At 59.7% G+C, this 14,355-nt stretch carries 12 protein-coding genes; 7 read left to right on the plus strand and 5 right to left on the minus strand.

Going from position 1 to position 14,355, the window contains the following annotated elements; translation table 11 throughout:
• The first annotated feature begins 4 nt into the window (after nucleotides 1-4).
• The 3 genes from ACZ5FP_RS07355 (at nucleotide 5) to ACZ5FP_RS07365 (ending at nucleotide 3,392) form a co-directional block, all read left to right on the plus strand.
• Nucleotides 5-847 (plus strand): HNH endonuclease family protein, encoded by an 843-nt coding sequence (locus tag ACZ5FP_RS07355; RefSeq protein WP_099503632.1) that lies wholly within the window; start codon nucleotides 5-7, stop codon nucleotides 845-847.
• A 2-nt stretch (nucleotides 848-849) separates the two neighbouring features.
• Nucleotides 850-2,298: a class I SAM-dependent DNA methyltransferase gene (locus tag ACZ5FP_RS07360; RefSeq protein ID WP_099503630.1), complete on the plus strand. Its 1,449-nt coding sequence runs from the start codon at nucleotides 850-852 to the stop codon at nucleotides 2,296-2,298.
• 740 nt (nucleotides 2,299-3,038) lie between these two features.
• Complete coding sequence (locus ACZ5FP_RS07365) at nucleotides 3,039-3,392, plus strand: hypothetical protein (RefSeq protein ID WP_464662869.1); 354 nt, start codon at nucleotides 3,039-3,041, stop codon at nucleotides 3,390-3,392.
• 4 nt (nucleotides 3,393-3,396) lie between these two features.
• Here the strand turns inward: ACZ5FP_RS07365 and ACZ5FP_RS07370 are convergent, their stop codons facing one another.
• Nucleotides 3,397-4,827: a hybrid sensor histidine kinase/response regulator gene (locus tag ACZ5FP_RS07370; protein ID WP_464662870.1), complete on the minus strand. Its 1,431-nt coding sequence runs from the start codon at nucleotides 4,825-4,827 to the stop codon at nucleotides 3,397-3,399.
• A gap of 415 nt (nucleotides 4,828-5,242) precedes the next feature.
• Here ACZ5FP_RS07370 and ACZ5FP_RS07375 point away from each other — a divergent pair, with 415 nt between their 5' ends.
• Nucleotides 5,243-5,905, plus strand: a complete 663-nt coding sequence (locus tag ACZ5FP_RS07375) for a response regulator transcription factor (RefSeq protein ID WP_346307309.1) — start codon at nucleotides 5,243-5,245, stop codon at nucleotides 5,903-5,905.
• A 22-nt stretch (nucleotides 5,906-5,927) separates the two neighbouring features.
• On the opposite strand, the gene ACZ5FP_RS07380 is transcribed toward ACZ5FP_RS07375, so the two are convergent.
• Nucleotides 5,928-6,545 (minus strand): LysE family translocator, encoded by a 618-nt coding sequence (locus ACZ5FP_RS07380; RefSeq protein WP_464663207.1) that lies wholly within the window; start codon nucleotides 6,543-6,545, stop codon nucleotides 5,928-5,930.
• 343 nt (nucleotides 6,546-6,888) lie between these two features.
• On the opposite strand from ACZ5FP_RS07380, the gene ACZ5FP_RS07385 reads away from it, so the two are divergent.
• Nucleotides 6,889-9,648: an autotransporter domain-containing protein gene (locus ACZ5FP_RS07385; protein ID WP_464662871.1), complete on the plus strand. Its 2,760-nt coding sequence runs from the start codon at nucleotides 6,889-6,891 to the stop codon at nucleotides 9,646-9,648.
• Here the strand turns inward: ACZ5FP_RS07385 and ACZ5FP_RS07390 are convergent.
• Entirely contained in the window at nucleotides 9,631-10,611 is a 981-nt protein-coding gene (locus ACZ5FP_RS07390) for an AraC family transcriptional regulator (RefSeq protein ID WP_464662872.1), read from the minus strand. The two genes, ACZ5FP_RS07385 and ACZ5FP_RS07390, sit on opposite strands and share 18 nt — an antisense overlap.
• A gap of 123 nt (nucleotides 10,612-10,734) precedes the next feature.
• Between ACZ5FP_RS07390 and ACZ5FP_RS07395 the strand changes: the two genes are divergently transcribed.
• Nucleotides 10,735-11,628: an SDR family oxidoreductase gene (locus tag ACZ5FP_RS07395; protein WP_464662873.1), complete on the plus strand. Its 894-nt coding sequence runs from the start codon at nucleotides 10,735-10,737 to the stop codon at nucleotides 11,626-11,628.
• 18 nt (nucleotides 11,629-11,646) lie between these two features.
• Here ACZ5FP_RS07395 and ACZ5FP_RS07400 read toward each other — a convergent pair whose 3' ends face one another.
• The gene (locus tag ACZ5FP_RS07400; RefSeq protein WP_464662874.1) at nucleotides 11,647-12,636 is read right to left on the minus strand and encodes a zinc-dependent alcohol dehydrogenase family protein; all 990 of its coding nucleotides are present in this window, start codon (nucleotides 12,634-12,636) and stop codon (nucleotides 11,647-11,649) included.
• Between the two features lie 102 nt (nucleotides 12,637-12,738).
• Between ACZ5FP_RS07400 and ACZ5FP_RS07405 the strand changes: the two genes are divergently transcribed.
• Nucleotides 12,739-13,638 (plus strand): LysR family transcriptional regulator, encoded by a 900-nt coding sequence (locus tag ACZ5FP_RS07405; RefSeq protein ID WP_464662875.1) that lies wholly within the window; start codon nucleotides 12,739-12,741, stop codon nucleotides 13,636-13,638.
• Nucleotides 13,639-13,647: 9 nt separating this feature from the next.
• Here ACZ5FP_RS07405 and ACZ5FP_RS07410 read toward each other — a convergent pair whose 3' ends face one another.
• A complete protein-coding gene (locus ACZ5FP_RS07410; protein WP_464662876.1) occupies nucleotides 13,648-14,265 on the minus strand; it encodes an NAD(P)H-dependent oxidoreductase in 618 nt (205 codons plus the stop codon).
• Between the last annotated feature and the right edge of the window lie 90 nt (nucleotides 14,266-14,355).

Here is a 14,355-nt window from a genome sequence, read left to right on the forward strand (position 1 = left end):
CGCGATGCAGTACATTAATTTGGAAGATATCCTGCCCAACATCCGGCATCTGCTCGCCGATCTGCAAACGGCGCAAGACCTCATCATGGCCGAAGCCGACCCCCGCCGTCGGGCTGCGCTCATTGAGGCAAACCAGAACCGGTGGACTGCGTTGCGCGACGCCTTCGAGGGCGCGTCGGGCGGCAAATGCTGGTACACCGAGTGTGAGAGTCCTGGCGCGGACAACGACATCGACCATTTCCGGCCGAAGGGGAAGGTAAAAGAGGACCGGCGTCATCCCGGCTACTATTGGCTGGCCTTTGACTGGCGCAACATGCGGTTGAGCTGTCAGCGAGCGAACCGGCCACGGATTGCTCCGGGCGCCCGCGTTGCCGGCGGGAAATCGACCCATTTCCCGCTTCTCGCGACCGGTGTACGCGCAACCGAGCCAGGCGACGACATCCGTCTTGAGCATCCGGCTTTGCTGGATCCCACCGACCCCGGGGATCCGATTTTGCTGACGTTTTTACCGAACGGCGAGATCGATCTGTCTCCGCAGTATCGCGGAAATGCTGTCGCTGAAGCCAAGATCGCCGCCAGTCGATTGGGCCTGCACCTAAACTGGCCAAAGTTCGTGGAGGGCCGCATGACGCTCTACAACATTATTGAGCGCGACGTGGAGCGCGGCAAGCGAGAAGCGCCGAACGACTACCTTGGGATGCCGCAAGCCTCGCAAGCCTTCAAGGATGTGATCGGTGACCTCAAAAGGCGGCTGAACCCGAGGGCGCAGTACGCGGCTGCGGCCAAGGTCTACGTCGAATCGTTTCGTGATATTTGGTGGATTAACGACGTGGTGTTGAAGCTCTGATTATGGTGGGAACCCAGCAACGCGCCGATGGCGCACAGAACATTGTTCGTCGCCTCTGGCAGTATTGCAATATCCTGCGGGATGATGGCTTGTCTTACCCAGATTATGTCGAGCAGCTTACTTATCTGCTGTTTCTCAAGATGGCGGACGAGCAAGCGGGTGAGATGGTCCCAAAGGAGCTCTCGTGGGGCGTTCTTGCCAGCCTTGATGCGGTCGAGATGCACGCGCATTACACCCGTATTCTGCCCGCCCTCGGTGAGCTGGGAGGAATGCTGGGCCTGATTTTTGGCAACGCCAAAAACAAGATACGCGATCCCGCAAAACTGCGGCTCCTCATCGTTGATCTGATTGGCCAGACGGAGTGGACAGGCCTATCCGATGATCTGAAAGGGGACGCGTACGAGGGGCTGCTTGAGAAGAATGCACGCGACACCAAGAGCGGGGCAGGCCAGTATTTCACTCCGCGCCCCTTGATCGAGGCCGTTGTCGCTTGTGTGGATCCGCGTCTGGGCGAAGTCATCTGTGATCCAGCGTGCGGCACAGCCGGATTTTTGCTCGCGGCTCACGACTACCTCCGAGAGAATAATCCCGAAATGACGCCGCGGCAACGCAAACAGCTTGCCACCAAAGCGATCCGCGGGGTCGAACTCGTCGAAGAGGTTGCACGGTTAGCCACGATGAACCTGCTGCTGCATGGCGTCGGCGGCAATGCCGAAGATGAGCTGCCGATCGCGTGCGAGGACAGCCTGAAGGCACCACCAAAGATGCAGGTCGATGTGGTGCTTACGAATCCCCCCTTCGGCATCAAAGGCAGCGTGACCTATTCACAAGGGAAGTCGTCCCGGGTCGACGACAGCCTTACTATCGTTCGCCCCGACTTTTGGGTTCAGACCGCCAACAAGCAGTTGAACTTCATGCAGCACATCGTGGCGCTGCTGAAACCGGGCGGCCGTGCGGCGGTCGTCGTGCCAGACAATGTTCTCTTTGAGACCGGTGCCGCAGCATCGGTTCGCCGCCGCTTGGTTGAGACATGCCGGCTCCACACCATCCTGCGGCTTCCGCCGGGCCTGTTTTATGCCGCGGGCGTTAAGTCAAACGTCGTCTTTTTCGACAAGCCGGTTCGCGCCTCCGGCGGTCCTGCGGAATCGATCTGGGTCTATGACCTTCGGTCTGACAAGCGCTTTTCGCTCCGTACCAAGCCGCTGCAGGCTGAAGACCTTCGCGAATTCGTAACGCTGTTCAAATCGGATCATCGGGAAAGCGGCGATCGGCACCGGCAATTTGCGACGTCTCACGTCCTCGCGAACGCTGACTGCCGGCTCGATCTTACGTGGAGCGCGACTGGGGCGGCGCAACGCACGCCCGGCCTCGCTCGTCTCGATGAGCTGTCGGAGTTGGTCGCTGATGATCTCCGGCGGGCGCTGGAACTCATCACTAAGGCGAAGGCTTGAATAACGACCATCGCCTCGTTCCGCCTTTAGGTCCCCGAGTTTCGGCAGCATCGATGTCGCGGGTTATGCCGAAGCGATCGCGCAGGATCGTGCCTTCATCGACAGCGCAAACGGCAACTAGCCGGACGATCCGAAGCGGCTCGCCCATCGGATCGTCGCGCTTGCTGCGCAGTTTGAGCCGCCATCGCGGCTCGTGTTCGGTGACGCCCTGCAGTGGGCGGCGCAAAGCTCGAGTAATGCAGCAGGAGATTCTCCAATCCGCCAATGATAACTGACAGGTGAGGCCGATAACCGCTGTTGAAATGCCGGACTCAGCGAAGGCCAGCAATCCGGTATGCCGCGGAGCGGAGGAAAACGACATACATTGAACAGTTTAGCGGCGGCTGACGGTATAGTGGGGCGGAGGATGTAAGGGAACAGTCGTACCGGGGCGTACAGGCGGCGGGGGGTGCGAACGCGGTCAGGAGGGGAGTTGGCTTTCCGTGCGCCGCGATAGACCGCGAAGGATCAAATTCCGGAAACCAACCAAAAAGACCAGTGTTTTCAATAGCCGGTGTTTTTGACGGTGTGCCTGACGGTATAGAGAACGTCGGAAAATTTTTTTGCGCGCAATATCAATTGGTTATGGTACTAGGAAATAATCGAGTGGGAGTAAGAAAAATTGACGGCCATCGTGCCCCTTTGGCGGGAGCGCGACGAAGCCGTGATTTAATCGTTCGGCGCCACACGAAAGGGCAATCATGAACGACTCCGAACAGGACAGTGCAAACATAGCCAGGAATTTTGAGGCTATGGGCAATTTCATCGAGCATTTTGGCATCAACCGGGACCGGGGTGAGCGGTGCCGTTTCGACGCCGACGTTATCTTTCAAAGCGCGCGGCTGGCACATGAACACACGCGGGTATATCTCAGCTTTCGCGACGACGATGTCTCGTCCGTGCGGTTTGCCGAGAAGGGCGAGCTCAATCCGGTGTTTGTCCACACGGAATTCCGGGTCACGTCCTCGCATTTCCAGTTTGAAAACAATGAGCTGCAGATTACCGGTTCCTCGCCCAAAGTAGGCACCTACAAGGTCCGCATCATACCAGCATAGCTGATCAGGAAAGGCTCTGAGGCATGTTCCGGTGCACAGCTTTGTCGATAGCGGCCTGAAGAGCGTCGCCATCGACGGGTTTGTTGAGCATTTGCAGGCCGCTTTCGGCTATCTGTTTCAGGACGGACGGGGATGTATCGCCTGTCAGCAGGAACGCCGGAACCGTATAGGTCAGATGGTTGAACAGGTCGGCAATCGCCTCCACTCCGGTTGTTCCGGCGGCCAGTCTGTAATCGGCGATGATCAAATCCACCGGCGTCCGTTCCGGTGCCGAAGCGTGGAGCCGTATCACAGCTGCCGCAGATTTGTCCGCGTAAACCCTATGCCCCAGGACCGTTAGCAGTTGAGTGATGGCGTCGAGAACATCCGGTTCGTCATCGACCACCATGATGCAGAGAGAGCCGGAAAGTGCAGCCTGCCGCGCGGGGAGAGACGCCGGCGGGCGCAACGTCAGCGGAACAAGGATCGAAAACATCGAACCGCGGCCCTCCCGCGACACGAGCCTCAAGGGATGACCGAGCAATTGTGCCGTACGGCGGACGATTGCCAGACCAAGGCCCAGCCCCTTGTCGCGATCCCGCGCCGGATTGTTCAACTGGTGGAATTCGTCGAACACCGTTTCCTGCTGATCGGGAGGAATGCCGATACCGGTATCGAGCACCTGTATCTCGACATTTGAACCGCGCTTGCGGCAACCCAGAAGAATTTTCCCGTGGTCGGTGTAGTTGAATGCGTTGGTGAGGAGGTTTGCCAGGATACGCCGCAGCATCATCGGGTCGGTGTAGACCCAGAGATCGCGATCAGCCAGACGCCATTCGAGGTTGCGCTCCCGCGCGGTTCCGCTGAATTCGTCATGCAGATCATCGAACAAGCGCGACAGTGAAACGGGTTCTCTAGCGGTTGTGACGATGCCGGCGTCCAGGCGCGACATGTCGAGCAATGCATTCAGCAAGCCGCTGAGGTTTCCCGTGATCGATTTTACCCGCTTCGCCAGCGTGCGTGCGTCTGCACCGCGGACGTCGCCCCGTTCGCCCAGCGTGGCCAGCGTCGAATTGAAAAGGCTGAGCGCGTGCAGGGGCTGGCGCAGGTCATGGCTTGCCGCCGCCAGAAAACGCGATTTGGCGCGATCGGCCGCCCGGGCCTTGTCCCGCTCTTCCTTCAATTGGGTAATGAGTGTCACGTTCTCGAAACGCAGCAGAACGGTCTCGACCATCGATTTGTACGACACACGGCTGTAGTAAAGATTGACACCGGCAAGGCAAACAACAAACACCAGATAAACGTCATTGATTGCTGCCTCCGCCGTCAGCGCGCGGATTGCCATAGGCAACAGCATGGCAATCAGCGAACCCGCATAGGCCGGCGGAAATGCGGACAGTGATGGAATGGCGCCGCATACCAGGCCGGTGAGTACGATGGTGGTGAAAGCCTGCATTTGCGGCTCTGCCGATAAAAACCCGAACCAGCCAAGCAAACCCCACAATGCGCTCGATGCCCAGGACAGGATCGTGAAACGCCAGGCCCAGGCCGACAAAGCCGGGCCGGATTGTTTCGCCTCGGATTTAGGGCGCCCGAAATAGCGTCTTGATGTCAGGACACGAGCGATTGTCAGGCAGTAAATCGCCCCCACCCACGACAAAAGAAGCTCGCTTTGTACAAAATTCCAGAGAACATACAAAACCGGAAGAGGAATAATGAAGTTGGCAAATAATACTGCGTAAGATTGTCGGTATAAAAGATCGATAAGATGAGGCTGTAAATGTTGATCAATTCTCATTGCTGTTTTAACTCTGGCTCGGGAATGCGAGCATGATGCACGCCGTTGGTTTTTTAACAAGAAGGTACGCCTTATGCTCGAGTTTTCGCGGGTCATCCTTGCTGACGATCATGCTCTTGTGCGTGAAGGGCTCAAGCTCCTGCTTTCGACCATCGATGGTGTGACGGTTGCCGGCGAAGCGGCGGATGGCGACACGGTCGACCGCCTGCTCCGGGAAACGGCCGCCGATCTTCTCATTCTTGACCTTGGCATGCCGGGCGTGAACGGATTTCAGTTCATCAGGAATGTGCGAGCGGCCTGGCCCGAGCTGAAGATTCTGATTGTGACGGCAAATCTGGAACCGCGTTCTGTTCGCGCCGCCTTTGATGCCGGCGCGAACGGCTATTTGACGAAAAGCGGCGACGCGACAGAATTTCTGGCCGCCATCGAGGCCATGCGGTGCGGCGAACCCTATGTTGCCGAAGAAGTGCGCTTTGCCGTCGACCAGCACGGCAAGCAAGACGGCTTCCATGAGCCCAAACCTGCTATTGCGTCTCCGGTCGAACTGACGCGGCGTGAGCAGCAAATCCTGACCCTTATTCCTCACGGCATCTCCACACGTGATATTGCCGAGCGTCTCGGGATCAGTCCGCTCACGGCACGCAAACATCGTGAAAACCTCATGCGTAAACTCAATCTGCACAGTGGAGCCGAACTGACGGCCTATGCCATCCGTCTTGGACTGTCCGCCGGCTGAACGCCGGCAAGGCCGTGTCCCGTCAGATATTCTTGGTTGCCAATGTGACGCCCAGACCGATCAGAATGGACCCGCAGACCTTTGGAACAATCCATCCGGATCCGGCCTTCGTCATTCGGCCAAGCGTGACCGAGGCAATGCCCACAGCCGCAACATCAGCCGCTGAAAAGGCGAGATTGACGATGATGCCAAGCAGCAGAAACTGCAGCCAGACCGGTGCACTCAGATTGGCGTCGATAAACTGCGGCAGAAATGTCAGGAAGAATAACGCCGTCTTCGGGTTAAGCACCTCCACGACGACACTGTCGCGAAAAACACCCGGCCCCGTGGAAACGGTGTCTTTATGCCCGCCTTTTCCGCCCATGAACATGGTGATGCCCAGCCAGACGAGATAGGCGGCGCCAGCAAACTTGATCACCGTGTAAAGCAGTGGTGCGCTATGAAGGAGTGCTGCCAAGCCCAGCGCCGTCGCGACAATGTGCACGTAACAGCCGAGATGAATACCGCAGGCAGCCTTCAGCCCGGCACTGGTTCCATGCGTCAGCGTCTGGGCGGTCATGTAGAGAATGGCCGGCCCCGGCATGCAGGCAAAGAGCAATGTTGCCAGGACAAATGGCATCAGTTGTTCGAGCGGCAACATCATTATTCCTCCAGCAGATGGGACCGCCCTCATTATCCGGAGCGATTTTGGGCGATCGCGACATTGATCGAACCAAGCGACGACATCATGCGGAGGGACAATTACGCCCGGAAATGCGCAGGGAACATACGGCACCCGCCGTACTTCGACAGCACGGGCGCCGGAACAGAACGACAGGGTTAACAGTCTGCAACGGAAAGCGCGGGGAGCTTCCTCGCCCTCTGTACGGCACGAAATACGGCAAATGCCGTATGGCTGATCGAATAGTTGGACTATATCCCTCCAACAATTAGAAGTTGTGCTGTCGTTCCCAGGGGGCACGGTGGAGTTGGGGGAAACGACCATGAAACTTGCCAGCAAGTGCCGGCAGCACGTCGCCGTATTGCTTTTGAGCGTCTGCTTTTCCGGAACGGCATTCGCGCAAACGGCAGGCGATCCCACCAATCCAGAAACGTGGCGGACACCTGAATACAAGACTCAGTTTTGGCTCGATTACATTTTCGCCGATTATGCCTATGCCATGGGCGTGGACGGCAGCGGCGTTAAAGTTGGCGTTATCGATTCAGGTTTTGCCAGGGATCACCCCGAATTTGCCGGACGCTATGAAGAAGGGATCACCGTCCAGCCCGACAAGCCCTGGTATGTCGATTCAAGCTCGGTGACGCACGGTTCTGCGGTGGCAGGTGTGATAGCAGCAAACAGAGATGGCAAGGGAATGCATGGTGTTGCGCCAGGCGCGACGATCGTTGCCGTGAATGCTGAAGAGGAAGACGGGTATATCGATGCAAAGGCTGCCGTTGCGGGAATATATGGTTTGGTTTCCCGCAACGTGCATATCATCAACAACAGCTATGGCACGGAAGCGGGCATCACGGATTATCCGCCCGATGTCGTCGCTTCGACGTATAAGGCCGAAATCGCCGCGTACAGGCACGCCGTAGCCAACGACACCCTGCTTATCTGGGGAACCGGCAACGACAGTCGTAGCCAGCCCTCCATTGAAGCTGGGTTGCCCTATCTCATTCCGGAGCTGGAACGCGGCTGGCTGGCGGTGACCGGTTATGATTATGAATATGGCAATCAGTGCGGCGTTGCCAAAAACTGGTGTCTGACTGCGCCCGCTTATTCCGTCATTACCGTGGACGGACGAGGCGGCTATCAGGAGATCAGCGGAACCTCCTTTGCGGCGCCGCACGTTGCGGGTGCCGCAGCCCTGGTCAAGCAGATGTTCCCCTACATGACGATGGATCAGGTCAGGCAGGTCCTGCTTGGAACCGCCATCGACATTGGCGCTCCCGGCGTCGATGATGTCTACGGATACGGACTTCTCAATGCCGGTCGTGCCGTGCTTGGGCCGGGGAAATTTGATTGGGGCGATTTCAACGTCAAATTTGACGGTGGTCAGAGCCGATGGTTCAACGACATTACCGGCGCAGGGGGCTTGGTCAAATCAGGCGATGGCGCGCTGTTGATGTTTGGTGACAGCACCTATGCCGGCAAAACCCGGATTGATGGCGGTACTCTGGCGCTGGCGGGCAGTATCGCATCCGATACGCTGGTAGGTCGTGGCGGGGCCCTTTCCGGAGACGGCATCATTTACGGGAATGTCGACAATCAGGGCATCGTCTATGGCGGTTGGGGCGGCGCCGGCGGAACGCTGACAATTGATGGCAACTATCATCAATCCGCCGATGCCAGCATGCGGGTCAAGATCGGCGCAGCGGAGGGTACCAGCCGCGTCGACGTGACGGGCACGGCGCAGCTTGACGGTGGCACAGTTGATGCTTTCCTCAATCCGGGCATGTTTCGCGGTGATGCCCGATACACGATCCTTGCTTCAGGCGGGCTCACCGGAACGTTCAGCCGTGTGCAGGCTGACTACGCCTTCCTCGACCTGACACTCGGCTACGATGCCACCAATGTCTATCTGAGCGTTTTGCGGAACAAGACGGCTTTTGCCGATATTGGCACGACGAAGAACCAGAGATCGGTGGGTGCCGGTGTGGAAAGTCTCGGCGGGCTGGCGCTGTCCGGTACTGCCGGGACAGGCAATCCCGCCGCATCCATCTACGACCTGATCATCGGGTCGAATGCCCATGATGCGCGGACAATATTCGACTCGCTCTCCGGTGAAATCCATTCGAGCGTCAAATCGGCATTGCTCGACGAAAGCCGGTTTGCCCGGGATGTCATTTCCGCGCGGCTGCGCGCGGCATCGGGGACTGCTCCGTCTCCGTCGATGCCTCTGCTGGCCTACGGTCCGGGTGGTCAGATTCCCGCCGCACCCGATGCGTCCTCGGCAGTCTGGGGACAGGCCTACGGCTCATGGGGGCACCTGTCCGGCAATGCGAATGCTGCGAAACTCGAGCGCTCCTCGGGTGGATTCTATATGGGGGCTGACGGCGAATTCGGGCAGTCATGGCGTGCAGGCTTTGCCGGAGGATATGGCAGCAGTTCGCTTGACGCTCCGGCACGCGCGTCCTCGGCATCCGTCGACAGCTATACGATCGCTGCCTATGCCGCTACGCAGATGGATGCGCTGGCCTTGCGTTTTGGCGCGGCCCACACGTGGCACACGGTGGAAACAAGCCGTTCCACGGCATTTGGTGCATCCGCTGCCGATTACACCGCGAGAACGATGCAGGTTTTCGGGGAGGCAGGCTATGCCTTCGATTACAATCGTGTGGCATTGGAGCCATTCGCAGGTCTCGCCTATGCAAACCTTCACACCGATGGCATCGGGGAAAGCGGGACTGCAGGGCTCAAATCCCACGGCGACAATGATGACAACGTCTATGCAACGCTGGGCCTGCGTGCCCGGACGGATATTCCCGTCGGTGACACGGCCAAGCTGGCGGCAAGGGGGATGCTCGGATGGCAGCATGCCTTTGGCGATGTTGCTCCGGATACGACATTCGCCTTGGCCGGAGGGTCGCCATTCCCGGTCGAGGGTTCACCCATTGCGCGGGATGCTCTCGTTGCTGAAGCCGGACTGGATTTCTCGGTGACGAAGACTGTCACGCTGGGTGTTTCCTATACCGGCCAGATGTCGTCGGCGGTGCAGGCGCATGGGGTGCGTGGTGATCTAAGCTGGCGATTCTGAAAGGGCACGCCGCACGAGGGGCGATGCGAGGGGGCTCTCCGATGATAAGGCGGTCCTCCCGCTATGGCCGTATTGGCGTGGCGAACAGCCCATGACCCGTTTGAAGGCGGTACTGAAGGCGCTTTCCGAGTCGTAACCGAGCGACAGGGCAATAGCGGACACGGGATCGCTTGAATTCTCCAGCCTGTCTCCCGCCACCAGCATGCGCCAGCGTGTCAGATATTCCATGGGGGACTTTCCGACGGTCTGCTTGAATTTGAGTGCAAAGGTTGAGCGCGACATGCCGGCCCGTTCCGCCAGTGTCTGTAGTGTCCAGTGGCGCGCCGGATTCTCATGCATGGCGCTGATCGCCGCGCCCATCTGCTTATCCGCCAGAGCGAACAGCCAGCCGACGCCGCCTTGCAATCCTCCGGCCAGATGCAGTCGTAGGGCCTCGATCAGCATCATATGGGCCAGGTGCTGCACGAGGAGAAAGCCGCCGGGCTGCCGCTCGCGCAACTCCCGCATCATCAGTTCCACGGGCCAGCGCAGCACGGACTGATCCGCGTCTTTGCGGATGTGCACGATCGGCGGAAGCATTCCCAAAAGCACGCTTGCATGATTGCCGGTCAGGGCAAAACGGCTGCTGACAAGAAAGCAATCGCCGCCGCCTTTGTGTACGGCGATGCCGCCATTGCGCGCAGCGGAAAAAACCGTGACCGCCTCGACTGACGACAAAGTCAGATCGCTTGCCAGGCGAAACGGCCGGCCGTACGGCAACAGGAAACAGTCGCCCGTGCCGAGGCGCACGGCATCGGCAACGCCCTCCACGGACAGCCAGCATTGACCGGAAACCACGGCGCCGCATTTGATACTGTCCCGGCTTTCCGGAAACTGGATCGACCATTCGCCTCCGGCATCGAAGCCGGCGGACATGTAATTATGCGGTTTCAGCAGAGACAGGACGTCTGAGAGCGGATCCATGGTCATTCCGGACGATTGCGAAGATAATGCGGATTTTACAGCATAGATCGTATTTCTCCAACCGCCTATCTTCTCCACTACGGCCGTGATTGCGGTCATTTCATTTTAAAATGGAGAAGTGGAATGCGTGTCTTCGTTACCGGTGCCACAGGCTTTGTCGGCTCTGCCGTCGTGGAGGAACTCGTCAAGGCGGGCCATCAGGTGCTCGGCCTTGTCCGCACGGACACGGCGGCGAAATCGCTTGCCGCCCTCGGCGCGCAGGCGCATCGCGGCGATCTCGACGATCTGCCAAGCCTGCGCGATGGGGCTGCTGCCGCAGATGGGGTGATCCACACGGCGTTCAATCATGATTTCTCGAAATTCGCGCAGAACTGCGAGATGGACCGCCGCGCCATCGAGACGCTTGGCACTGTGCTCAAAGGCTCGGATCGCCCCTTGCTCGTCACCACGGGAATGGCGCATCTGGGACGGGATCGCCCGGCGACGGAAGAAGACCTGCCCGGCCCGGCTTCCGCGGCTGTGCCCCGCGTTTCGGAAGCGACCGCTGCGGCGCTCGCGGCGGATGGAGTGCGCGCGTCGGTGGTCCGCCTTCCTGCGTCGGTTCATGGTGACGGCGACCATGGCTTCGTACCGCACCTCATCAACCTCGCGCGCGAAAAAGGCGTGTCGGCCTATGTCGGCGAAGGGCTCAACCGCTGGCCCGCGGTGCACCGGCTGGATGCGGCTTCTGTATACCGGCTTGCCATTGAACGGGGGACCGGCGGCGACCGTTATCACGCGGTTGCCGAGGAGGGTGTGCCGTTCAAGGACATCGCCACGCTGATCGGCCGCCGGCTGAATGTGCCTGTTGTGGCCAAGACCCCCGAGGCGGCGGCCGAACATTTCGGCTGGTTCGCCACCTTTGCCGGTATGAATGCGCATGCCGTGAGCACGCGCACCCGCGAACTGTTGAACTGGCAGCCGAACCAGCCCGGGCTGATGTCCGATCTCGACCGGTTGCGCTATTTCGAAACGTGAGGGAGGAGCCCTGTTTGCTCAAATTGTCACGACGATCTTGCCGAACTGCTCGTTCGATTCCAGAAAGCGATGCGCGTCGACGATCTGGTCGAACGGGAAGGTTCTGGCGATGACCGGCTGCAGGGCGCCGGATGCCAGCCCATCCAGGATGAAAGCCTTGGCTGCTTCCAGCCGCGCGCGATCACCAATGATATCGTGCACGAGATAGCCGCGCAGCGTCAGGGATTTGCTCAGCACAGTAAACAATGGAAAGGGTGTCGGTTCCGGGCTCAAGCCGCCATATTCCACGAGGATGCCGCCCGGTGCCATAGCGGCAGTCAGCGGGCCGAATATCGGACCGCCGATGGGGTCGAGCACCACGCGCACGCCGCCCGGTCCGGTGATGTCCTTCAGCCGCGTCTCCAGGTCTTCCTCGGCGGCGGCAATGACATGGGCAGCGCCGAAAGCCAGCAGCTCCTCTTTCTTGCCGGAAGTGCGCGTCACGGCAATGGCCGTCGCGCCAACCCTGTTGGCAATCTGGATCGCCGCAAGTCCCACGCTGCTGGAGGCGGCGGTGATGACGACGAAATCTCCCCGGTGCAGCTTGGCGATATCGATCAGCGCGCCGTAAGCAGTCAGGTAAGGCATCCACAGCGCCGCCGCCTTTTCCCAGCTGAGCCATTGCGGGTGTTTGACAACCGATCCGGCGGGGAATGTCACCAGTTCACCATAGGCCGGCCAGCGCACCATCGATTTGGGCGGTATGATGCTGACCGCATCACCCGGCGCAAAGTTCTCGACGCCTTCGCCAATCGCTTCAACGATACCCGCTGCCTCAAGGCCAAGACCAGACGGCAAAACCGGCGTTTCGATGTAGGTGCCGGTACGCAAAAGCGCTTCGGCACGGTTCAGCCCCAAGGCCTTGACGCGGATTTGAACCTCGCCCGGGCCGGGCTGGGGAATCTCGACGTTCTCGATGCGCAAAACCTCGGGACCACCGAATTCATGAAAGCGAACAACACGTGCCATAGTCATAACTCCAAATCATTTGAACGGAATAAGCTATGCCAGCAGGAGAAATGCGGATAAATGGCGCATAATGAAGTTGTGTAGAAACCAGGAGTTTCGAATATGGATCGCCTCGCCAGCATGGCCGTGTTTGTCAGGGCCGTTGATCTCGGCTCCTTTGCCGCGGCTGCGGACGCGCTTGGCCTGTCCGGCCCGATGGTCGGCAAACATGTCCGGTTTCTGGAAGAGCGGCTGGGCGTACGCCTGATCAACCGCACGACACGCCGCCAGAACCTGACCGATTTCGGGCGTGCCTATTATGAACGTTGCCGGGTGATACTGGCCGAAGCGGAGGCCGCAGATGCGCTCGCGGATGATCAGCTGTCCGAACCGCGCGGCCGGCTGCGCGTGACGATGCCCGCGCATTTCGGCCGGCACTGCGTCACCCCCGTATTGCTCGGGCTCGCCCGGCAATATTCCATGCTGGAACTTGACCTGTCGCTGAGCGACCGCTTCGTCGATCTCGCCGAGGACGAATATGACCTTGCCATCCGGACCGGCACTCCCGACGACACGGGCGGCGTGATTGCACGGCGGATCGCGCGCCAGCGCATGGTTGTCTGCGCCGCGCCCGCCTATATCGCGAACCATGGCGAACCGCGGGTGGTGGACGACCTTGCCGGACACCAGGCCATCATGTATCGCCGGTCGGGCCGCATCCGCCCATGGCTGTTCCCGCGCGGCGACCAGCCGCCGGCCGAGGCGATGCCGGTCAATCGCGTGCGGCTGGATGATCTCGACGCGATTGCCGACGCTGCCATGGCGGGCATGGGGCTGGCCTGGCTGCCGTCCTGGCTCATCCGCGACCGGATTGCCGCGGGAACACTTGTGCAATTGCTGCCGGATCAGCCGGATTATCTCTACGACGCCTATGCGTTGTGGCTGCCGGTGCCGCATTTGCCGCTGCGGGTCCGCCTGGCCGTGGACGCACTCGCCGCCGCTTTGCCCCGGCTGATGGGGTGAACGGCGCCCTCAGGCTGCCTGCATCCCGCATTGCGGCGATGCTTCAAACAGCCTGCTGCCAATGGTTCGCGCCCTGTCGAGGTGTATTGCCGGATCCTGCGTTTCCGAATCGAGCAGCAGCTCCGACGTGACGACGCAGGCACCGCAATAATCGAAGATGCCGTGATCGATCTGCGTCTTCATGGCATCGAAGTAACCGCGCCGGGTATAGGTTCGCGCATCGGCGCCTCCAACGCCGATGAGATGCACCTTGAGGTGGCGGAGCTTCTTTTCCAGGCCGCCGTCCAGGCTGAAGTCGAAAGCCCAGCCATTGGAAAAGACGCGGTCGATCCATCCCTTGAGCAGTCCCGGCATCGACCACCAGTAGACGGGAAAGACCAGCACCACAGCATCGGCACGGTCGATCCGCGCCTGTTCGGCGGCGACATCGGCGGGCGGTGCCGCCCGGGTGCGGTGAACGGCAAGATCGGCGGCGGAGAAGCGCGGATCGAACCCTTCGGCCGCGATGTCGGCGATTTCGTGGGTGTTGCCGGGAGCCGACAGCGACAACCCTTCCGCGATCTGTGCGGCAATGCCGTGGGTGAGGGATGCGGGTTCGGGATGTGCGACAACGATGAGGGCGTGCATGACAAAACTCCTGTCAACGGATTGCAGATGGCGGGTTGATGTTATATACTTTTGGTAAGTTATAATCTGCAAGTTACTTTTGGTATATAG

This window comes from Phyllobacterium sp. T2-21 (genome assembly GCF_055378485.1).